The 20,385-nt window shown below is 66.2% G+C and carries 19 protein-coding genes; 5 read left to right on the top strand and 14 right to left on the bottom strand.

What is annotated here, in order from left to right:
* The first annotated feature begins 2 nt into the window (after positions 1-2).
* Together fdhD and JQ566_RS02880 are read left to right on the top strand one after the other, a co-directional pair.
* On the top strand, positions 3-830 hold the full coding sequence (gene fdhD, locus JQ566_RS02885; protein WP_212369658.1) for a formate dehydrogenase accessory sulfurtransferase FdhD: 828 nt from the start codon (positions 3-5) through the stop codon (positions 828-830).
* A complete protein-coding gene (locus tag JQ566_RS02880; protein WP_212369655.1) occupies positions 820-1,053 on the top strand; it encodes a formate dehydrogenase subunit delta in 234 nt (77 codons plus the stop codon). Before fdhD ends, JQ566_RS02880 begins: the two co-directional genes overlap by 11 nt.
* Here the strand turns inward: JQ566_RS02880 and JQ566_RS02875 are convergent.
* The 14 genes from JQ566_RS02875 to JQ566_RS02810 form a co-directional block, all read right to left on the bottom strand.
* Positions 1,010-3,997, bottom strand: coding sequence for a bifunctional [glutamine synthetase] adenylyltransferase/[glutamine synthetase]-adenylyl-L-tyrosine phosphorylase (locus JQ566_RS02875; RefSeq protein ID WP_212369652.1), 2,988 nt, complete (start codon positions 3,995-3,997; stop codon positions 1,010-1,012). The genes JQ566_RS02880 and JQ566_RS02875 overlap by 44 nt on opposite strands.
* A complete protein-coding gene (locus tag JQ566_RS02870) occupies positions 3,994-5,454 on the bottom strand; it encodes a sensor histidine kinase (RefSeq protein WP_212369649.1) in 1,461 nt (486 codons plus the stop codon). The genes JQ566_RS02875 and JQ566_RS02870 overlap by 4 nt, the downstream gene beginning before the upstream one ends.
* Entirely contained in the window at positions 5,438-6,118 is a 681-nt protein-coding gene (locus tag JQ566_RS02865; protein WP_061020281.1) for a response regulator transcription factor, read from the bottom strand. The genes JQ566_RS02870 and JQ566_RS02865 overlap by 17 nt, the downstream gene beginning before the upstream one ends.
* A gap of 273 nt (positions 6,119-6,391) precedes the next feature.
* Complete coding sequence (locus JQ566_RS02860; protein WP_212369646.1) at positions 6,392-7,972, bottom strand: Do family serine endopeptidase; 1,581 nt, start codon at positions 7,970-7,972, stop codon at positions 6,392-6,394.
* A gap of 218 nt (positions 7,973-8,190) precedes the next feature.
* Positions 8,191-9,534 carry a methyl-accepting chemotaxis protein gene (locus JQ566_RS02855; RefSeq protein ID WP_212369643.1) on the bottom strand — a complete coding sequence of 448 codons (1,344 nt, stop codon included), beginning with the start codon at positions 9,532-9,534 and terminating at the stop codon, positions 8,191-8,193.
* 120 nt (positions 9,535-9,654) lie between these two features.
* Positions 9,655-10,137: a cytochrome c-type biogenesis protein gene (locus tag JQ566_RS02850; RefSeq protein WP_212369640.1), complete on the bottom strand. Its 483-nt coding sequence runs from the start codon at positions 10,135-10,137 to the stop codon at positions 9,655-9,657.
* Between the two features lie 4 nt (positions 10,138-10,141).
* A complete protein-coding gene (locus tag JQ566_RS02845; RefSeq protein WP_212369637.1) occupies positions 10,142-12,124 on the bottom strand; it encodes a heme lyase CcmF/NrfE family subunit in 1,983 nt (660 codons plus the stop codon).
* The gene (gene ccmE, locus JQ566_RS02840) at positions 12,121-12,630 is read right to left on the bottom strand and encodes a cytochrome c maturation protein CcmE (protein ID WP_212369634.1); all 510 of its coding nucleotides are present in this window, start codon (positions 12,628-12,630) and stop codon (positions 12,121-12,123) included. Before ccmE ends, JQ566_RS02845 begins: the two co-directional genes overlap by 4 nt.
* 37 nt (positions 12,631-12,667) lie before the next feature.
* Positions 12,668-13,774 (bottom strand): c-type cytochrome biogenesis protein CcmI, encoded by a 1,107-nt coding sequence (gene ccmI, locus JQ566_RS02835; protein WP_212369631.1) that lies wholly within the window; start codon positions 13,772-13,774, stop codon positions 12,668-12,670.
* A 131-nt stretch (positions 13,775-13,905) separates the two neighbouring features.
* Complete coding sequence (locus JQ566_RS02830; protein WP_212369613.1) at positions 13,906-14,175, bottom strand: hypothetical protein; 270 nt, start codon at positions 14,173-14,175, stop codon at positions 13,906-13,908.
* A gap of 99 nt (positions 14,176-14,274) precedes the next feature.
* Positions 14,275-15,675 (bottom strand): hypothetical protein, encoded by a 1,401-nt coding sequence (locus JQ566_RS02825; protein ID WP_212369611.1) that lies wholly within the window; start codon positions 15,673-15,675, stop codon positions 14,275-14,277.
* A gap of 161 nt (positions 15,676-15,836) precedes the next feature.
* On the bottom strand, positions 15,837-17,213 hold the full coding sequence (locus tag JQ566_RS02820; RefSeq protein ID WP_212369608.1) for a sensor histidine kinase: 1,377 nt from the start codon (positions 17,211-17,213) through the stop codon (positions 15,837-15,839).
* A gap of 108 nt (positions 17,214-17,321) precedes the next feature.
* On the bottom strand, positions 17,322-17,996 hold the full coding sequence (locus JQ566_RS02815) for a response regulator transcription factor (protein WP_011085905.1): 675 nt from the start codon (positions 17,994-17,996) through the stop codon (positions 17,322-17,324).
* Positions 17,997-18,210: 214 nt separating this feature from the next.
* Positions 18,211-18,366 carry a hypothetical protein gene (locus JQ566_RS02810; protein ID WP_212369605.1) on the bottom strand — a complete coding sequence of 52 codons (156 nt, stop codon included), beginning with the start codon at positions 18,364-18,366 and terminating at the stop codon, positions 18,211-18,213.
* A 232-nt stretch (positions 18,367-18,598) separates the two neighbouring features.
* Here JQ566_RS02810 and ku point away from each other — a divergent pair, with 232 nt between their 5' ends.
* From ku to JQ566_RS02795, 3 genes are all read left to right on the top strand, one after another.
* Complete coding sequence (ku, locus tag JQ566_RS02805) at positions 18,599-19,594, top strand: non-homologous end joining protein Ku (RefSeq protein ID WP_212369602.1); 996 nt, start codon at positions 18,599-18,601, stop codon at positions 19,592-19,594.
* Between the two features lie 59 nt (positions 19,595-19,653).
* Positions 19,654-19,890, top strand: a complete 237-nt coding sequence (locus tag JQ566_RS02800; RefSeq protein ID WP_212369585.1) for a hypothetical protein — start codon at positions 19,654-19,656, stop codon at positions 19,888-19,890.
* 290 nt (positions 19,891-20,180) lie between these two features.
* Positions 20,181-20,345 carry a Flp family type IVb pilin gene (locus tag JQ566_RS02795; RefSeq protein WP_212369582.1) on the top strand — a complete coding sequence of 55 codons (165 nt, stop codon included), beginning with the start codon at positions 20,181-20,183 and terminating at the stop codon, positions 20,343-20,345.
* Positions 20,346-20,385 lie beyond the last annotated feature (40 nt).

Below are 20,385 nucleotides of genomic sequence, written 5' to 3'. Positions count from 1 at the left end.
GCATGCACGTAGCAGTCCAGGCCATCGACCGCGAGATCTGGCGCGACGGTGTCGCCTCCGAAGGCACGCGACTGATCCCGGAAGAGACGCCGCTGGCGCTGACCTATAATGGCGGCACCTATGCCGTCATGATGGGGACGCCGCAGAACCTGGAGGATTTTGCGGTCGGCTTCAGCGTGAACGAAGGCATCGTCGGATCGGTCGACGACATTCGCTCGCTCGACGTGGTCCGTCTCGACGACGGCATCGAGCTCAGGATGTGGCTGGCATCGGAAGATGCCGCGCGCATCAGCGAGCGCCGTCGCCACGTCGCCGGCCCGACCGGCTGCGGAATCTGCGGCATCGAGTCCATTGCCGAGGCCGTGCGGCCGGCGGCCGTGGTGCCGCAGCGGCAGATCTTCACGCCGGAACAGATCATGGCGGCGATGCAGGCGATCGCACCGCTGCAATCGATCAATTGGCAAACCCGCGCCGTACATGCCGCTGCGTTCTGGTCCCCCACAGGCAGCATCGTCGCACTGCGCGAGGATGTCGGCCGCCACAACGCGCTCGACAAGCTCGCTGGCGCCCTGGCGCGCAGCCGCACGCATGCGGGCAACGGCATGGTGCTGCTGACGAGCCGCGTCTCGGTGGAGATGGTGCAGAAGACCGCCGCGATCGGCGCGCCGGTGATGGTCGCCGTGTCGGCGCCGACCGCGCTCGCGGTGCGCACGGCCGAAGCCGCCGGGATCACGCTGATCGCCATCGCCCGCCAGGACGGGTTCGAAGTATTTTCGCATGGCAGCCGGATCGTCGCGCGCCATGCCACGGAGGTTGCCGATGTCGCCTGACCGCCTGATCTACATGGCCAACCAGATCGGCAAGTTCTTCCAGAGCCAGGGCCATGACAAGGCCGTGCCGGGCATTGCCGAGCACATCAAGAAGTTCTGGGATCCTCGCATGAAGCGCGCGATCTTCGCCCATCTCGATGCGGGCGGCGCGGGCCTGGAGCCCGACGTCCGCGAGGCCATCACCGCGCTGAAGCAGGCGACGTCCCTTCCAGCAGCGCCCTGAACACGCGCCGTACCTCGCCCTGCGTTTCCTTCACACGCGCCTCCAGTGACGAGAAGTCCGGCGCGTCGCCGGCGCGCGCCATCACGCGCAGGAGGTCGGTGCCGGCGGTCTCCGGCTTGAAGCGCTCGCTGACGCAGAGCCGCAGGATCTGCGTCAGGTCGTGATAGAGCCGCGCCGCGGCACGCAGGATCTCGGTCTCCGATTGTCCGAGCACACCGAGCCTGCAGGCATTTTCCAGCACCTGCACGGTGCCGACGTCGAGAATATCCGGCTTGTCGTGGGCATGCACGAGCTGGAGATATTGCGCGATGAAGTCGATGTCGACCATGCCGCCGGCAGCATGTTTGATGTCCCAGCAATCGGCCTCGCCCTTCTCCTGCGCGATCGCGCGCCGCATGTCGGCAACGTCGTTGGCGGTGATGGCGGGATCGCGGCGACGGGTCAGCACGTCGCGGATGACGCGCTCGATCCGTTCCCGGAATTCGGGCGAGGCCGACACCACGCGCGCGCGCGTCAACGCCATGTGCTCCCAGGTCCAGGCCTCGGTGGCCTGGTAGTCCGCGAACGACGTGAGGCTCGAGGCCACGGGACCTGCACGTCCCGAGGGCCGCAGCCGCATGTCGATCTCGTAGAGCACGCCGTAATTGGTGCGCGTCGTGAAGGCGCTGATCAGCCTCTGGGTGAAGCGGGCGAAGTAGTGGGCACCTTGCAGCGATTTCGTCCCATCGGAGTCCGGATTGTCGCTGTCGAAATCGTAGAGCAGGATCAGGTCGAGATCGGACGAGGCCGTCATCTCCCGGCTGCCGAGGCGGCCCATTGCGATGATCGCGGTCTCCTGCTCCTTGATGCGGCCGTGCTGGGCTGCAAAGCGGTCGGCGACGAGGCCGTGCACGGTGTGGACGATGCCTTCGGCCACATCGGCAAAGGCCGTGCTCGCCTGCTGCGCCGAGACCGTGCCGGACAGGATCCGCGTACCGATCAGGAACAGGCTCTCCTGCCCGAACAGGCGCAGGCGATCGAGAAACTCTTCATAGGAGTCGGCGTCTCGCACGGTGGTCGCGAGCCGCCCCGACAATTCCTGCCTGTCGGGCATGGCGCCGAAGAAGCGTGGATCGATCAGGCCGTCCATGAGCTGCGGTTGCCGCGCCAGCATCTCGCCGAGCCGCGGCGCCGCGCCCAGCACCAGCGCCACCAGCGCGACGAGATCGCGGTTCTGGCCGAGCAGCGTGATCAGCCGGCCGCCGCGCTGCAGCGCGCCGAGGAAATGATCGAACGCCACGACGGCGCGATCCGGCTCCTCGGCATGGGCGAGACCGTCGATCAAGGCCGGCACGAATTCGACGAAGGCGCTTCGCGTCGCCTCATTGCGGAAGACGCGGTAGTCGCCGGTGATCCAGTCGCGTACGGTCTGCGCGACGGCGGCGGGCTTCTTGAAGCCGAGCGTCGCTAGGTGCTGCAGCAGGCGCGGATCGTCGGGGCCCGCACTGTAGTCGAGCGCCGGCAGACTGGCCGTGCCAGTCGGATCGTCGCCCTCGAACAGTTTTTCGTAGTGACCCTGGACGATCTGGAGCTGGTGCAACAGGTCGCGCGCGAAGGCCTCGCGATCCTGATAGCCGAAGAACCACGCGAAGCGCTCGACCGCTTGCTTGTCCTCGGGCAGCGTGTGGGTCTGCTCGTCGGCAATCATCTGGAGGCGATGCTCGACCCGGCGCAGGAATTCGTACGCGATGGTCAGCTCGTCGCGCGCCGCGGAGGTGATCCAGTTGCTGGAGGCGAGCACGTCGAGCGCCCGGAGCGTCGGCCGCACCCGCAATTCCGGATGGCGGCCACCCGCAATCAGCTGCTGCGTCTGCGCGAAAAACTCGATCTCGCGGATGCCGCCGCGCCCGACCTTGACGTTATGGCCCTCGACCGCGATTTCGCTCTGGCCGCGATAGGTCTGCATCTGCCGCTTCATGTCGTGAACGTCGGCAAGCGCGGCGAAGTCGAGATGCTTGCGCCAGACAAACGGCGCGATCTCTGCCAGAAGCGCCTCGCCTGCCCTGGGATCGCCGGCGCAGGCCCGCGCCTTGATCATGGCGGCGCGCTCCCAGGTGCGCCCCTCCCGCTCGTAGTAATTCAGCGCAGCGTCCCGCGAGATCGCCACCTGCGTCGAGGACGGATCGGGCCGCAGGCGCAGGTCGACGCGGAAGACGTAACCATCATAGGTGCGCTGCTGAAGGATGCGCGCCATCCCCTGCGTGACCCGGACGAAGAACGGCTGCGGTTCGATATCGGGCGCGAGGGTCGTCGCATCGGGATCGAAGAACACGATGAGATCGACGTCGGAGGAATAGTTCAGCTCGCCCGCGCCCATCTTGCCCATCGCGAGCACGATCAGCCCGCAGCCCTCTTCGGGCGCCTCGGGATTGGGCGGCGCGAGCTTGCCGCGTGCGGCTTCCTGCCGCAGCAGGTATTGCAGCGCTACCTGCACGGAGGACACCGCGACATCGGTCAGCGCCACCGTCACCCGCATCACCGGCCAGACGCCGCCGATGTCGCACAAGGCAGTGAGGAGCGCGGCCTCCGCTTTCATGCGGCGAAGCAGCCGCATCACCTCGGCTTCATCGGAGGCCGCGAGCACCGCGCTCCGGGCCTCCGCGATCAGTGTCGTCAGATGCGCATCCGGATCGCATTCGAGCAGCCGGATCAGGCGCAGGGCATCGGCACGTACCAGATCGAACAGATAGGGCGAGAATTCCGCGATGCCGGCCAGGATGTTGCGGGCGAAGGGATGGCCCAGGAGCCCTTCGAGACGGGCCGATTGCACCGGCTCGAGCTCGGCCAGCCAGCTTTCGAGACGTCGTTCGTCGGTTGTGGAAGCGGCAATATGGGGAGCCTCCGCGAAGCGTGCGGCCAGACTCTCACCATGCTTGTCCGCGTTTCCCGGCGCGGAGTGGTTCATGCCACCTTCTGTGGCACATCCTGCATCGGCGGAGCAACCCTGTCGCCGGCACCGGCGCGCGCCGGCAGGACGAGCGTGGCGACGAGGCCGGGATGGGCATCGCCCAAGCGCAATTCGCCACCGTGCAACGTCGCAACCGCCGAGGCGAGGCTGAGGCCGAGGCCGGAGCCCGGCAGCGTGCGGCTGGCCTCCAGCCGCACGAATCGCTCGACGACGTGCTTGCGATCCGCTTCGGGGATCCCCGGACCGCGATCGGTGACGCTGAGCAGCACCTGGTCGCCCTCGCGCCTCGCCTCGATCGTGATCTGCCTGGCATCCATGCTGACCACGGTTTCGACCGCCTGCGCCGCCGGCTTGCCGTATTTGATCGCGTTCTCGACGAGATTGGCGAGCGCCTGACTGATCAGTTCGCGATTGGCATGAACCGGCGTCGGCTCGCATTTGACCTTCAGGGTCATGCCGTCGTCCTCGGCGAGCGGCTCGTAGAGCTCGTGGATGCCCTCGGCGACTTCCGCGGCATCGAAGTCGTCCATGTTGCCGCGCGCCTGCCCGGATTCTGCCCGCGCGATCATCAGAAGCGCGTTGAAGGTCCGGATCAGCCCGTCGGACTCCTCGATGGTCCGCTCCAGCGCGGCGCGATAATCGGCCTCGCAGCCTGACCTCGCCAACGCCTCCTCGGCGCGGTTGCGCAGCCGCGTCAACGGCGTCTTGAGGTCGTGGGCGATGTTGTCGGAAACCTCCTTCAGGCCCGCCATCAGCGCCTCGATCCGCTCCAGCATGGCATTGAGGTTCTCGGCCAAGCGATCGATCTCGTCGCCGCTGCGCCCCACGGGCAGGCGCTCGCTGAGATCTCCGCTCATGATGCGCTGCGTGGTGCCGGTCATCGCGTCGATGCGCCTCAGCACCCTCCGCGCGACGAAGACGCCGCCGCCGAGGCCAAGCACGACGACGATCAGCACCGACCATTGCGCCGCCTTGGCGACGATGCCGAACAAGCGCCGCCGCTCGGCGAGGTCGCGGCCGATCAGCAGCCGGAAGCCGTTCTCCAATTCGGTGACGCGCACCAGTGCACGATGATCGCGGTCGTCGGCGTCCTCGATCCGCCGGTACGCGGTCTCGGACCAGCCGCGCGTCGCCATCACGCCGGGCGCGAGCGAGCCGACATTGCCGGCAACCGCCTGCCCGGTCGGCGTGGTCACGAGGTAGAGGTTGGCGCCCGGCCGGAGCGCGCGATATTCGATCGCGCGCACCAGGCGAAACATGCCGCCGCGGTCGTAGATCTCGTTGATCTCCGAGGTCTCGGCATTGACCGTCTGCGTGATCTCCTCGGTGATCAGCCGCCGCGTATTCCAGGCGAAATAGGCCAGCAGCGAGGCCGCGAACATCGCGAACAGCAGCAGATAGACCAGCGTCAGCCGGAACGCCGTGGTGCGGACGAGTTTACCGAATGCCGTCACGGATCATGTATCCGGCGCCGCGGATCGTGTGCAGCAGCGGGCGCTCGAAACCCTTGTCGATCTTGGAGCGGAGCCGCGAAATGTGCACGTCGATCACGTTGGTCTGCGGATCGAAATGATAGTCCCAGACGTTCTCGAGCAGCATGGTGCGCGTCACCACCTGGCCGGCGTGCTTCATCAGGTATTCGAGCAGGCGGAATTCGCGCGGCTGGAGGGTCAGCTCGTCCTTGCCGCGGGCGACGCGATGCGACAGCCGGTCGAGCTCGAGATCGCCGACGCGATAAAGCGTGTCCTCGGCGGGACCGCCGCGACGGCGCGACAGCACTTCGACGCGGGCCAGCAGCTCGGCGAAGGAATAGGGTTTTGGCAGATAGTCGTCGCCGCCGGCACGCAGGCCCTTGATGCGGTCATCGACCTGCCCGAGCGCGGAGAGAATCAGCACCGGCGTCGTATTGCCCTTGTCGCGCAGTGCGCCGATCAGCGACAGGCCGTCGCGCTTGGGCAGCATGCGGTCGACCACCAGCACGTCGTAATCGCCGTTCTCGGCCATGGCGAGGCCTTCCTCGCCGTCAGCGGCGTGGTCGGCAATGTGTCCGACTTCGCGAAACGCCTTGGCGAGGTAGTCGGCGGATTCGCGGTCGTCTTCGATGATGAGGAGGCGCATCGTGCGTTCGGCGGCGGTCAAGGAGGTCAACCTTCTCTAAACATGGCGCGAGCGGCAATCGCATGCAAGCCGAGCGGGAGAGTCTCGAAGCGGGAAAAAGGCGGGCGGTGAAGCTGGGGGGACCTCACCGCCCTAGGCCTTCCGACGGAGGGGGGCGTAATTCCACCGGAAGGTAGATGAGGGAAGCCAGCGTTGCGCGGCTTCCCAGAAGGGCACCGTCGGCGGGGGCGACTGATGCCGGCGATGCCCTTCATCTCGTAGGCCTCCTGAGCCTTACCCCTTGGCGAGGGGGATCGCGACGAAGCGCGACTGGCCGCCGCTCTTCACGCGCATCAGGACGCTGTTCTTGTTGTCGGTCCGCGCGGCGTTGATGGCGTCGCGGACCTCACCGGCGGTGGCAACGCTCTTGCCGCCGACTTCGAGGATCACGTCGCCTTCCTTGAACCCGCGTTCGGCCGCGGCGCTCTTCGGATCGACTTCGGTGACCACGACGCCCTCCTTGCCGGCGCCGGCCACGGAATTGGCGGGCGCGACGGTCATGCCGAGCCTGGGCACGTCGGTGCCCTTGCTGGCACCCTTGCCGCTGTCCTGGTCGACGTCAGCCTTGGCCTCGACCGTGTTCGGCAACTGACCGAGGGTGAGGTTGATGACCTTGTCCTGGCCCTTGTGCAGCACGTTGAGCTTCACGGTCGCGCCGGGCGCCATGCCGCCGATGGTGCGGGCGAGCTCACGGGCGTCCTTGACGGATTCGCCGTTGACCGCCGTGATCACGTCGCCGGATTCGATGCCCGCCTTGGCGGCCGGACCGTTGGCCTGCGGCTCCGCCACCAGCGCGCCTTCGGCCTTCTTCATGCCGAGGCTGTCGGCGATGTCGGACGTCACCGGCTGAATCTGCACGCCGATCCAGCCGCGGCTGACCGAGCCCTTGTCCTTGAGCTGCGCGACCACGCTCTTGACGGTGTTGGCCGGAATCGAGAATGCGATGCCGACGCTGCCGCCGGAGGGCGAGTAGATCGCGGTGTTGACGCCCATCACCTCGCCGTTGGTGTCGAAGGCCGGACCGCCGGAATTGCCCTTGTTCACGGGCGCGTCGATCTGGATGAAATCATCATAGGGACCGTTGCCGATGTCGCGGCCGCTGGCCGAGACGATGCCCGCGGTCACGGTGCCGCCGAGGCCGAAGGGATTACCGACCGCAAGCACCCAGTCGCCGATCCGCGGCTTGCTGTCGGCGAGCTTGGCGAACGGGAAGTTCGTGCTGCCCTCGACCTTGATCAGCGCGAGGTCGGTGCGCTGGTCGGTGCCGATCACCTTGGCGGTGTAGGTCTTGCCGTCATCGGTGGTGACCTCGACCTTGTCGGCGCCGTCGACCACGTGGTTGTTGGTCACGGCATAGCCGTCGGCCGAGATGAAGAAGCCGGAGCCCTGGCCTTGCACGACGCGGCCACGCCCGCCGCCCTTCAGGCCGGGGATGCCGTCCGGACCGCCGAAGCGGCGGAAGAAGCGCTCCATCGGCGAGCCCGGCTGGAACGGCGAGGAGGAATCATCGCCGTCGTCGTTGCTCGCGGTCTTCTCCTTGATGTTGACCTTCACCGAGATCACCGACGGCTTCACGCGCTCGACGATGTCGGCGAAACCGATCGGACGTTCGACCTTGCGGACCTCGTTGTTGACCTGCGCATGCGCCGGGCTGGAGAACAGGTCAGCCGGCGAGGTCGACGGGCTGAAGCCATAGACGGCCGCACCGAGACCGGCGACGACCGAGGCCATCAGCGCGAGCTTGCGCGCGGAAAACACCGACCGGCGCGGCTGCCGGTACGACGGGAGGTTCGAGAGGTCGATACGATCGTTCATGCAAAAATCTCCAGGGCCTTGAAATCCTTTGGTGCCGGATCCCAGCACCTTGCGGACCTGAAGATGGGGTCTGTCGCCTTACCGCGCGCTGGCGGCCGGGTTAAACTTTTGTAATGAAGGGATGAGACGGATGCGGCAGTTTAGCACAGGCCAAAAATTGTGGTCTTACAGGAACTTAATCCAGTTCCCGTGACGGAGCGGAGGCGCGATTTTGGCGCTCAGCTCGCCCTGACGCTGACGATGAACTCGTCGACTTCGCGCTTCAAGGTCTCAGCCTGCTGCGACAGGTCGACCGCCGAATCCCGCGCCTCGGCGGCCATGCGGCCGGTCTCCGCGGAAGTCGAGGTGATCTGGACGATATGGTTGGAGACGTCGAGGGTGCCGCGCGCGGCGTCCTGGGCGCTGCGCGTGATCTCCTGCGTGGCGTTGCGCTGCTGGGCGGTGTCGATCTCGATGCCGGACATGATGGACGAGATCTCCGACAGCGTCTTGGAAATGCCGTCGATCGCGCCACGGGTCTCCGCGGTGATGCCCTGAATGCTGGCGACATGGGAGGTGATCTCTTCCGTCGCCTTGCTGGTCTGATGCGCCAGATTCTTCACCTCGGAGGCGACCACCGCAAACCCCTTGCCCGCCTCCCCTGCCCGTGCCGCCTCGATGGTGGCGTTGAGCGCCAGCAGATTGGTCTGCGATGCGATCGCCTGCACGAGCTGGACGACCTCGCCGATCTTGTCGGCGGCATCCGACAGCGTGTGGATGGTATCGCGGCTCTTCTCCGCCTGGGACGCCGCGCCCTCGGCGCGCTGGGTCGCGTCCGTGACGCGGCGGCTGATCGTGCCGATCGAATTCGTCATCTCCTCGGCGGACCCCGCGACCGTCTGCACGCTGCTGCTGGCTTGGCTGGCGGCGCTCGCGACCGCATTGGCCTTGGTGCTGGTGTCGTTGGCTGTCCGCGACAGCGTCTCGGCATTGGTCTTCAGATGCACGGCCGATGACGCCACGCTGGCGACGACGCTGGCGACGAGATCGTTGAAGCGCTTGATCCGGTCGTCCAGGAATTTCGACCGCTCGGCCTGATGCTGTGCCTCATGCAGCTGCTGCTCGGAGAGGCGGCGCCGCTCGAGGCCGTTGGTCTTGAACACCTCCAGCGCACCGGCGAGCAGGCCGATCTCGTTGGTGCGACCGAGCCCCGGGACCGACGTCTCGAACTTCTGGTCGGCAACCTCGCGCATGGCATGCACGATCGCCGCCAGGGGACTGAGGATGCCGTTGCGCACGGCGAACCAGGTGGTGAGGCAGATCGTAGCGGCGACGACGGCGATCACGCCGCAGGCGACCAGGAAGTAGGAGAACGCGGTCTGCGCCTGCTGGTAGATCTGCATCGCATGGTCGCGCGCCGGGCCGCTCAGCGCGGCGAAGTCCGAGGACAGGCTGGTGATTTCGTTGTTGAGGTAGAGCACCGCGATGAAGCCGGTGCCGCCGCCGATGCCCAGCAGGAACAATAGCGCAGCGACAACGGCGCCGACCAGGAAGCGGATCGTCAGATTGCTGTTCGCGAACATCTCGAGGACTCAGAGTCTGGAATCAAATCTCGCGACAAGCTTCCAGACAAAGGTCAACATAGCATGAACCACGCGGCCGTTGCCGCGGGCGACGTGGCACTGCGTAGCTGGGATGAGGTCTCAGGAAGACTTGGAATCGTCTGACATCAAGTCCGCAAGCCGCGCCTCTTCCTCCGCCGTGAGCGGCGGCGCCGGTACGTCGGCACCACTTCGCGAGCGGCGCCGGATTTGCAGCCACAGCGCCAGGCCACCGCCGATCAGCAGCACCGGCCCGAGCAGCCACAGCAGCAGGGTCTGCCGCTCGAAGCGCGGTTTCAGCAGCACGAACTCGCCGTAGCGCGCCACCAGGAAGTCGAGCACCTGCGAATTGCTGTCGCCGGCCGCAATGCGCTCGCGCACCAGGAGCCGCAAATCGCGTGCCAGCGGCGCATCGGAATCGTCGATCGACTGGTTCTGGCAGACCATGCAGCGAAGCTCGCGCGACAATTCGCGCGCGCGCGATTCCTTGGCGGGGTCCGACATGATCTCGTCGGGCTGGACAGCGTGGGCCGCCGGCAAGGCCAGCAGCATCAACGCGATGAACGCAGCCATCATCCGGCGCATCGGATCATTCCGCGGGCTGGAGGCGCTGCCTGGCCCGCGCCGGCTTCGGCGCGCCGACGCGCAGGCGGCGGTCGGAGAGCGAGAGCACGCCGCCGAACGCCATCAGCACCGGCCCCCACCAGATCAGGAGGACCAGCGGCTTGTGATAGATGCGCACGGCGATGGCGCCCTCGGCCGTGGCGTCGCCGAGCGAAACGTAGAGCTGGCTCGCGCCGTGCGTCAGCAGTGCGGCCTCGGTGGTCGAGGAGCCGCGGGTGGTGAAGCTGCGCTTGGACGGCGTCATGACTCTGATGGCCTCGCCGTCGCGACTGACGTTGAACTCGGCGATCATCTCGCGGTAGTTCGGGCCCTGGCGCTGAAACAGCCCGTCGAGCTTCAGGTCGTAGCCGGCGACATGGGCGACCTCGTTCTGCTTCATCGTCGCGATGTATTCGCTGTTCCAGGTGGTCTCGCAGACGATGCCGATCAGTGCGACGCCGAGGCCGGCATGCGCAAACGCGGTGCCCCAGGCCGATCGTGGCAGGCCGCGCGCCCGGTGCAGCACCGTCGCGAACGGCAGGCGAACCAGGCCCGTCCGTTCGGCCAGGTCGGTGACGGCGCCGGCAATGACGAAGACGCCGAGCCCGATCGCGAGCGGCGCCAGCGCGCTGCCGCCCCGCACCCAGGCCCAGACGATGGCGACCACGACCAGCCCGGCAACGCCGGCCGCGAGCAGGCGCTGCGTCACGCCCAGCAGGTCGCCGCGCTTCCACGCCAGCATCGGCCCGAACGGCACCGCAAGCAGCAACAGGGCAAACAGCGGAGCGAAGGTGAGGTTGTAGAAGGGGGCGCCGACCGACATCTTGAAATCGGCGAGCATCTCCATCGCGAGCGGATAGAGCGTGCCGAACAGCACCACCGCGCAGGCCACCGTGAGCAGCAGGTTGTTCAGCACCAGCGCGCCCTCGCGCGAGATCGGCGCGAACAGGCCGCCCTGCTTCAACGAGGTGGCGCGGCCCGCGAACAGCGACAGGCTGCCGCCGATGAACAGGCACAGGATCAGCAGAATGAACACGCCGCGGGTCGGATCGGTGGCGAAGGCGTGCACCGAGGTGATGACGCCGGAGCGCACCAGGAAGGTGCCGAGCAGCGACAGCGAGAAGGTCAGGATCGAGAGCAGGATGGTCCAGACCTTCAGCGCATTGCGCTTCTCCATCACGAGTGCAGAATGCAGCAGCGCGGTGCCGGCGAGCCACGGCATCAGCGAGGCGTTCTCGACCGGGTCCCAGAACCACCAGCCGCCCCAGCCGAGCTCGTAATAGGCCCAGTACGAGCCCATGGCGATGCCGAGCGTCAGGAAGATCCAGGCGACCAGCGTCCAGGGCCGCACCCAGCGCGCCCAGGCCGCATCGATCCGGCCCTCCATCAACGCCGCAATGGCGAAGGAGAACGAGATCGAGAAGCCGACATAGCCGAGATAGAGCATCGGCGGATGCACGGCGAGACCGATGTCCTGCAGCACCGGATTGAGATCGCGCCCCTCGATCGGCGGATTGACGATGCGCAGGAACGGATTCGAGGTCACCAGGATGAAGAGATAGAACGCGCTGGCGATCCAGGCCTGGACGGCGAGCACATGTGCGCGCAGCGACAGCGGCAGATTGTTGCCGAAGCCCGCGACCAATCCGCCGAACAGCGCCAGGATCGACACCCACAGCAGCATCGAGCCTTCATGGTTCCCCCACACGCCGGTGATCTTGTAGAGCAGTGGCTTCATCGAGTGGGAATTCTCGTAGACGTTGGCAACGGAGAAATCCGAGTTCACGTGCAGCATCACCAGCGCCGTGAACGACACACCGACGAACAGGAGCTGCGCCAGCGCCGTGGAGCGCGCCACATTCATCAGGGCAGCATCGCGCAGCCGCGCGCCGATCAGCGGCACGATGGACTGGATCAGTGCGAGCCCTAGCGCCAGCACCAGCGCGTAATGTCCGGATTCTGCGATCACCGCACCGCTCCCTGCGGATTGCCCTGCGCGGTCGCCGCCGCAGGTCTGGCGGCGCCGGAAGCTTGAGCGCCGTAATCGTCCTTCCAGTGCCCCTGCTTCTTCAGGGCATCGGCGACGTCCTTGGGCATGTAGGTCTCGTCGTGCTTGGCAAGGACCGTATCGGCCTTGAACACGCCATTGGCGTCGAGTGCGCCTTCGGCGACCACGCCCTGCCCTTCGCGGAACAGATCGGGCAGGATGCCCTTGTAGGCGACCGGGAGCTTGGCATTGCCGTCGGCGACCTCGAACGTCACCGCGAGATTGTCGCCGCGCTGGAGCGAGCCGGGCTGCACCAGGCCGCCGAGGCGAAACCGCTTGCCGGGCTCGACGTGCTTCTCGGCGACCATGGTCGGCGTCGAGAAGAACACGATGGAGTCGCGCAATGCGTTGAGCACCAGCGCGGCCGCGAGCGCGAGCACGGCGAGCGATCCGCCGATGATGGTCATACGTCGCTGCTTGCGCGTCATGGCGTATCCGTTCTCCGCATCTCTCGTCCCGAAATCGTCATCCGCCGAGCCCGAGAGTCCTCAGGCCTTCGTTGAGCTGGCGCAGCCGTTCGGCGTCGCTGGCAACAGCCTGCCGCGCATCAGCCGAAGCTCCCATGGCCTTGTCCCGCTCCCCCATCACGAGATAGGCGCGCACCAAGCGCAGCCACCCCTCGACATCGTCGCCGTTCTGCTTCAGCCGCGTGGCCAGGCGATCGACCATGCCGCGCACCATCGCATTGCGATCGCCTTCGGCCATGTCCTTGGAGGCAGCTATCGTCTCATCCGGCAACGCCGGCATCGTGCCGCCGCCACCGACTCGCGCGAGCGAGGACTGCACCAGGGCACGCCACGGCGCATCCGCAGGCGCTTTCGCAAGCAGCGCGCGCCAGATATTGGCCGCATCGTCCTTGCGGCCGTCCTGCTCGGCGGCGAGGCCCAGGAAGTAGTTCGCCTTGGGATCGTCGGCGTTCAAGGCATGTGCTCGCTCGAATTCGGCCTTGGCCTCGGCAGTCACCACGCCGCCGGCGGCAGCGGATATCGCTTCGCCGAGATCGGACCGGCGCTCTGCGCTCTCGCCATTGTAGGTGAGCGAGTTGCGATAGGCGCGCACCGCGTCGTCGAAGCGGCCGAGCCGCTCCAGAACCGGCGCGAGCACGTTCCATCCGCGCCCGTCGGTCGGATTCTTCTCCAGATGCTGCTCGACCTGCACGACGAGGTTCTCGAGCGACTGCGCCATGCCACCCCTGCGCTCCCGCTGCGCAAGTGGAAAGTCCTGAAGCCTGGGTGAGCCGAGTGGCATGTAGACGCCGACCGCAACGAGCGGCAGACCCGCGAGCGCCAGCACGGCCGCCGCACGGCGCCATTTGACGTTCGACTTCGGCGCCGTTGCAGGCTCGCTGGCCGCCGCCGCGAGCAGCCTGCGGCTGATCTCGACGCGTGCGGCCTCGGCCTCCGGCGCCAAGATCAAGCCTGTGGTGAGATCACGCTCGACCTCGGCCAATTGGTCCTTGTAGACCGCGACCTCGCTGCCCTGCTCCTGCGCGCGGCTGGTGCGGCCAAGCGGCCAGAGCACGGCGAAAACCGCCGCAACCGTCATCAGCGCGAACACGAACCATAGCGTCATCTGGCAAGCTTCCGGCGGCGCACGAACCGCGCCTATAGGTGCCTTTACACCACGGCCGGACGATGCGGCAATTGACAATTGTCAAGGCGACGCAACCGCATGTAGTGCCGAAAAGGTGAAAATCCAACGGCTTAGCCGATCTCGAAGTCGACACTTTGCGCGGCGTCCTCGCCGCGCCCGTTGAAGGCCTTCAGGAAGTATGTTCCCGGCTTGATTGCATCCGGCAATCTGATGCGCAACGCTCCGACTGGAACCCGAGATGCAACCCTCGTGATTGTCTCGGGCAGCTGCCGATCGCTAGCCTTCTCGACCAGCACCACCTTGGCCCCAACCATCAGCCTTTGATACTTGGCCACGATCACGCGGTTCTCAATTTCGATGGAGCTGATGACGGGTTTCATGCGCCCACAAATAGAAATTCCCCGGACTTGCACGGGGACCGTACGGCGCGCGACCGGCACCGTCAACCATAAATAGTGACCACGAAAATATGCGCCTGCTTAACCGGCGCGCGACGATTTGCGCTCGCCTGTGAGTGCGTTTTCCGCGGCCCGCCTCATCAGCGAGGCGTAATCGTCGCCGAACAGCACCTGGCAGAAGCGGATCGCGGCCTGCACCTGCTGCTGCCGATAGGCGCGGACCTTGTGATCGGCGGCGCGCAGCGACTGCACCAGCTGCTCGGTCGACCGTTCCACGTATTGCTGGAGGTCGGAATAGGTGCGCAGCGTCACCTCGTTGATCGCGAGCTCGCTCGCATAGTTGCGGCAAGTCGCGACGAAGTCGATCAGCGCCAGGGTTTCCTCGACCTCGGTGCTGTCGATCCGCGCGCCCGGCGGAATGTCTTTCTCGGGGCGCTGGCGCAGGATGCGGCGAACGCGGCCGGGAACGCTGTCGATCTCGGATTGCAGCGCATTGGAGATGTCGGCCCGGATCGAGGTCAACTGCTTGCCCCAGGCGGAATCGTTGCGCAGGTCGAGCTCGGTGCGCAGGCCGCGCACGCCGTCGTGCAGCGTCTTGAGATTGCCGGCGACGTTGTCGAAATGGCCGCGCTTGATGTCCATGCGAAGGATCGCGGCAACGCAGGACAGATCGTGCAGGGCGATCGTGACGGCGGCACCGTAAGGCGTCGCCGCGACGCGGATCTCGTCGTCCGACGCGGCAATCTTGATGGCGAGGCGGATGATCTGCCACGGCGCGGTCATCCGCTGCACGACGGCCGACAAGGCGAAAGGCAGCATCTGCGGCGTCTGAAGCACCGGAATGTTGAGCGCCGAAGTCACCGAGGCGATCTGGGAATCCCCGAAGGCCCGCACGGTGCGCGGCAGCTTCTCGCTCAGCGTCGCGATGGCCTCCCGGACCTGGAGCACCGCACCGATCGAATAGAGATCCTCGATCACGTTGGGCGGGCCGACACGGGCGAGCGCGCGCGATTTGTCGCCGCCGCCCGGCCCCGTCAACTCGAAGATGGCGTCCGCGGCCACCGCCTGGAGCCTCGAGGCCAGGGCTTCCACCTGCCCTGCACTGTCTGCCGGCATGCGCGACAGCGCCGCCTCGAATTCGTTCACCTTGTCCGGCGCGCCGTTACGGCCGAGCCACTGCCAGATCGGCTGCAGCGAGGAGCGGCGAATCTGGCCGACCCGGATCGGAGTGCCCGCCTCGACCAGGAACGGTTCCAACACCTGGAACAGCAGGCGCGACAGATCGTCCGTACGCGGCGGCGGAGCCTCGTCGGCCTCGGTCTTGCGGACGATCTTGCGCAATTGCTCGAGCACGAGGGTCGCCACGGCCGTGTCCTGGCCGCGCTCGAGCGCACGCTCGAACTCCCGCATCAGCAGTGCCTGCGACTGCGGCGGGAGCTGCGCGAGATATTCCCTCAGCCGCTCGATCGATGTCTGGCTCATGCGCCCGGGTAATGCACGGTAAAATGGCGGACAATGGGACGGGTCCGGCGCGATCATAGGAGGTCGCCACTTAAGAAGCCGTTTAGGAAGTGGGTCCGAATGCCCCCGGCTTCCTCCAGAGGGGCATCGACGAGGACGAAAAACCACGTCGAAACAAGGGGCTAAAGTCCCGGAAGGACCAATTCGGCCCGCAGGCCGCCGGTCGGCGCAGCGCCGAGCGAAAAGCTGCCGCCATAGAGCGCGGCGAGATCGGTCACGATCGACAGGCCCAGTCCCGATCCGGGTTTGGACTCGTCCAGCCGCTGGCCGCGCCGGGAGACCTGGGCACGCTCGGCCTCCGACAGGCCGCGGCCGTCGTCATCGACGATGATCCGCAAACGCGGGCCGGCGCCGGCCTGGTGCGGCGTCTCCACCAGGACCCCGATGGAAACGCGCGAGGCCGCCCATTTGCAGGCATTGTCGACGAGATTGCCGACCATCTCCTCCAGATCCTGTCGCTCGCCCCGGAACTTTGCGGATGGATCGGCCTTGGCCTCGACCACGATGCCGCGGTCGCGATGGATCTTCTCCATGGTCCGGCGCAGCGCCTCGATAGCGGGTGCCACCTCCGTCACGGTCGCGACCACCGAGACCCGCGCCGCAATGCGCGCACGTTCCAGATGATGGGCAACCTGGTCGCGCATCACGTCCGCCTGCTCCATCACCTTTTCCGCGAACGGATCGGCCGGGTGGGCGCCGGCCTCGTTGACGATGACCGAGAGCGGCGTCTTGATCGCGTGGGCGAGATTGCCGACATGGGTGCGCGCGCGCTCGACGATCTCGCGATTGGCGTCGATCAGCGCGTTGGTCTCGCGCGCCAGCGGCGCGATCTCGACGGGGAATTCCCCCTCGAGCCGTTCCGCCCGCCCGGAGCGGATGTCGGCGATCGATTCAGAGATGCGCTTGAGCGGGGCAAGGCCGAAGCGGACCTGGAACACAGTCGTCAGCAGCAGCACGATGCCGAGCGCGGTGAAGGTGCCGCCGAGATAGTAGTCGAAGCTCCGCGTCTCGTCGAAGATCTCGGTGTCGTCCCCGGCGACGCTGACCAGAAATTTGCCGTCGGCGCCGAGATCGACCGGCCGCTCCACCATCCGCAAATTCTGCCCTTCGGGCCCGTCGACATAGCCGAGCCGGATGCCGGCAGCGGTGAGCTCGGCGCCCTGCTCCTCCAGCTTCGGCAGCTTCTTGTCCCAGAGCGAGCGCGAGGAGCGCACCTCCGGCTTCTCGGTGTCGGTCCGGGTGATCTGCCAGTACCAGCCCGACAGCGGCAGCTCGAACAGGGGCTCGCCAAGCGACTGAAACTGGCGGTCCGGCGGCTCGTCGGGGGTCGCGACCTCCGCGATGAGTGTGCGCAGATAGAGATTGAGCCGGCGATCGAAGGCGCGCTCGGTGGCGTTCTTGTAGACCGACGACAGCACCACGCCGGTGATGGCCAGGATCACCACGAGCCAGGCGGTCGCCGACAAGAACAGTCGGTTCGCAAGCGAGCTAGCGGCCATCGGAACGGTCCCGGCAGGGGCTGGAAGTCAGGTCGTCGGACGTCATGGCCGGACCAAGGGCCCTGTTCGGCCTCCCGTCAAGCCAAGATACTTAAAGGCCGGAAAGCCTCAAGCGCCGGGCGCAGGCGGCGGGGTCAGGAGATAGCCGAGGCCGCGGACGGTCTGGATGATATCGACGTCGAGCTTCTTGCGGATGCGGCCGACAAAGACCTCGATGGTGTTGGAGTCGCGGTCGAAATCCTGGTCATAGAGATGCTCGACCAGTTCGGTGCGCGAGACCACCCGCCCGGAATGGTGCATCAGGTAGGCCAGAAGCCGATATTCGTGCGATGTCATCTTGACGGGATTGCCCGAGACGCTGACCCGTCCGGTTCGGGTGTCGAGCGTGACCGGACCGCAGCTCAGCTCGCTCTGGGCATGGCCGGTGGAGCGGCGCAGCAGCGCGCGGATCCGCGCCAGCACCTCCTCCAGGTGGAACGGCTTTGCGACATAGTCGTCGGCGCCGGCATCGAAGCCCTGCACCTTGTCGCTCCAGCGGTCGCGTGCGGTGAGGATCAGGACCGGCATGGTGCGGCCGTTGCGGCGCCAGGCCTCCAGCACCGAGATGCCATCCTTCTTCGGCAGGCCGATATCGAGCACCACGGCGTCATACGGCTCGTTGTCGCCGAGATAATGCCCCTCCTCCCCGTCGAAGGCCCGATCGACGACATAGCCGGCGTCGGTCAGCGCCTTGGTGAGCTGGCGATTGAGATCGGGGTCGTCCTCAACAACGAGCAGGCGCACGCTTCTCTCCAGAAATAGACCGCATGAACACCGCTCCAGATGAGCAATTCCGGCGTGAACTGAATATGAACGCCGGGAACCGGCCGCGTTACTTTTTGGTCATATACGATTTCTCATGCACTGATGCGAGTGCGCCCGCCGCGCAGCCGGACGAGCCGGCGGCATGGCGGGCGCAATGGGCCCCGTTATCCGGCGAGCCGGCCGGTTCGGGCCGTCAGGTTCGGAAGAACACGAACCAGATGACGGCAAGGATCAGGATCGCAAGCCCGGTCGAGATGGCGAGGAGCGCCGCCACCGAAGGCCCGGGTTCGCCCTGGCGCGCCTCGGTCGGAGTTTCCACGATCCGGTTCTGCTCTCGCGTGGTTGCCATGGTGACCTCAATCTGTGGCTGTCGCGTCGGATGGCCGCGACCTCCTCGCGGCTATGAAGTGCCGTGGGGCAACGCGTGATCTCGGACGATGTTCCGGACCATGGGCCCGCCCGGCAACATGGCGCAGGCGACGATTAACGCCGTTGCGAGATTCCGCGCCGGCGGTTGCTATGATTCGCACCTGGGCGATGTTATCCTTGGGGCTTGTCCTCTGTTGCGTCTGGAGTAGCCCATGGCCCCCCGCGCCAATTGGAAGGGTTTTCTGCGTCTGTCGCTCGTGACCTGCCCGGTCGCGCTCTATCCGGCCACTTCGGATACCGAGAAGGTCTCGTTCAACCAGATCAACCGCAAGACCGGCCACCGCATCAAGTACCTCAAGGTCGACGCCGAGACCGGCGACGAGGTGACCTCCGAGGACATCGTCAAGGGCTACAAGGTCGACACCGACACCTATATCGAGGTCACCAAGGACGAGCTGGACGACATCGCGCTCGACTCCACCCACACGATCGAGATCGACGAGTTCGTGCCCAAGGCCGACATCGACAACCGCTATCTGATCCGCCCCTACTACCTCGTGCCGGACGGCAAGGTCGGCCACGACGCCTATGCCGTGATCCGCGAGACCATCCGCAGCATGGACAAGGTCGCGATCGGCCGCGTGGTGCTGACCAACCGCGAGCACATCATCGCGCTGGAGCCGCTCGAGAGCGGCCTGATGGGCACGCTGCTGCGCTACCCCTACGAGGTCCGCAGCGAAAAGGAATATTTCGACGACATCCAGGACGTGAAGCTGACGAGGGACATGCTCGACCTTGCAAAACACATCGTCGAGAAGAAGTCCGGCGCGTTCGAGCCCGAGCTGTTCGAGGATCATTACGAGACCGCTCTGATCGATCTCATCAACAAGAAGCGCAGCGGCATGCCGATCACCGCGAAGGCCGCGCCGAAGACCGGCGGCAACGTCATCAACCTGATGGACGCGCTGAAGAAGAGCCTCGCGAGCGAGAAGGAAGCGGCACCTGCGGCGAAGGTCGCCAGGGAGACTGCCAAGGAGACCGCCAAGGAGACCGTCAAGGGCAAGAAGCCGAAGAAGCGCGTCGAGGGCCAGCGCGAGATGCTGCTGCCGATATCGGGCAAGGGCGGCAAGGACGCCGCGGCAAAGACCGCGCCCAAGGAAGCCACGAAGAAGGCCGACAAGCCGGTGCGGGCGAAGAAAGCCGGCTAGCAGCATCACACCCTGCGATCGCGCCGTGATGTCCCTCCCCGCCGATCGGCCGGCCTGACATGCCCTGGTCGACGGCGTTCGACGACCCCGTTCGCGTGAGCAACAAGCGCAAGCTGCTCACGCTTCAAGATGCTGCGGACTACATCATGCAGCTGCCCGACGACGCCCAGCACGAGGCGCACTGGCAGACCGCCATCGAGACTTTGATCAATGCGGCCGAGACGGGCGGCGGCTGGGTGATGTTCGCCCGCATCGCCATGTTGCGGGCGCTGAATGCGGACGGCCGGCGCGGATGAGCGCGAATGAGGGTCCTCCCCGCCCCATTGACGAACAGGCTCAACAATCGGTTAAGCGGCGCGATCACGTCTTGGCGGGCACTGCACCCGGGCTGCCCGCCCCGGGGGGCTGCCGATTTGACTCCATTTGGACGGACCGGCGGAACCTTAATTTAATGAATGCCGTCGTATGAGCGAAGGCGCGATCGCCCGGGCTTAATTCTTTTGGCGCGCACGAACACTTATTCGATCGATTTGCAAGTCCGATAACGACGCGACCATCCATCGGATCGGATGAACGGGAGTTGGCAATGCGTCTGCTTAGGTCCTTCCTTGCCGATGAGAATGGTGCAACCGCAATCGAGTATGGCCTGATCGCCGCCGGGATCGCTCTGGCAATCGTGACCATCGTGAACAACACGGGCGGCGCGCTGCTCAACAACAAGTTCAACTCGATCAGCTCGGCGATGAAGTAACGGCCGGCCCTGGCCTGCGCGGCGGCGCGCCGCACGCCTC

This window comes from Bradyrhizobium sp. SZCCT0231 (genome assembly GCF_018130245.1).
Classification (GTDB): Bacteria; Pseudomonadota; Alphaproteobacteria; order Rhizobiales; family Xanthobacteraceae; genus Bradyrhizobium; species Bradyrhizobium japonicum_F.
The sequence above is the reverse complement of the archived record's forward strand: the minus strand, read 5'-3'. Positions and strand labels throughout refer to the sequence as shown.

Excerpts from the sequence above, each read along its gene's own strand:
- ccmE (WP_212369634.1), bottom strand. The coding sequence starts at position 12,630 with ATGACGCGCAAGCAGCGACGTATGACCATCATCGGCGGATCGCTCGCC.
- JQ566_RS02875 (WP_212369652.1), bottom strand. The coding sequence starts at position 3,997 with ATGAACCACTCCGCGCCGGGAAACGCGGACAAGCATGGTGAGAGTCTG.
- JQ566_RS02830 (WP_212369613.1), bottom strand. The coding sequence starts at position 14,175 with ATGAAACCCGTCATCAGCTCCATCGAAATTGAGAACCGCGTGATCGTG.
- JQ566_RS02800 (WP_212369585.1), top strand. The coding sequence starts at position 19,654 with ATGCCCTGGTCGACGGCGTTCGACGACCCCGTTCGCGTGAGCAACAAG.
- JQ566_RS02865 (WP_061020281.1), bottom strand. The coding sequence starts at position 6,118 with ATGCGCCTCCTCATCATCGAAGACGACCGCGAATCCGCCGACTACCTC.
- JQ566_RS02855 (WP_212369643.1), bottom strand. The coding sequence starts at position 9,534 with ATGTTCGCGAACAGCAATCTGACGATCCGCTTCCTGGTCGGCGCCGTT.
- JQ566_RS02810 (WP_212369605.1), bottom strand. The coding sequence starts at position 18,366 with ATGGCAACCACGCGAGAGCAGAACCGGATCGTGGAAACTCCGACCGAG.
- JQ566_RS02820 (WP_212369608.1), bottom strand. The coding sequence starts at position 17,213 with ATGGCCGCTAGCTCGCTTGCGAACCGACTGTTCTTGTCGGCGACCGCC.
- JQ566_RS02880 (WP_212369655.1), top strand. The coding sequence starts at position 820 with ATGTCGCCTGACCGCCTGATCTACATGGCCAACCAGATCGGCAAGTTC.
- JQ566_RS02850 (WP_212369640.1), bottom strand. The coding sequence starts at position 10,137 with ATGCGCCGGATGATGGCTGCGTTCATCGCGTTGATGCTGCTGGCCTTG.
- ku (WP_212369602.1), top strand. The coding sequence starts at position 18,599 with ATGGCCCCCCGCGCCAATTGGAAGGGTTTTCTGCGTCTGTCGCTCGTG.
- ccmI (WP_212369631.1), bottom strand. The coding sequence starts at position 13,774 with ATGACGCTATGGTTCGTGTTCGCGCTGATGACGGTTGCGGCGGTTTTC.
- JQ566_RS02860 (WP_212369646.1), bottom strand. The coding sequence starts at position 7,972 with ATGAACGATCGTATCGACCTCTCGAACCTCCCGTCGTACCGGCAGCCG.
- fdhD (WP_212369658.1), top strand. The coding sequence starts at position 3 with ATGCACGTAGCAGTCCAGGCCATCGACCGCGAGATCTGGCGCGACGGT.
- JQ566_RS02795 (WP_212369582.1), top strand. The coding sequence starts at position 20,181 with ATGCGTCTGCTTAGGTCCTTCCTTGCCGATGAGAATGGTGCAACCGCA.
- JQ566_RS02825 (WP_212369611.1), bottom strand. The coding sequence starts at position 15,675 with ATGAGCCAGACATCGATCGAGCGGCTGAGGGAATATCTCGCGCAGCTC.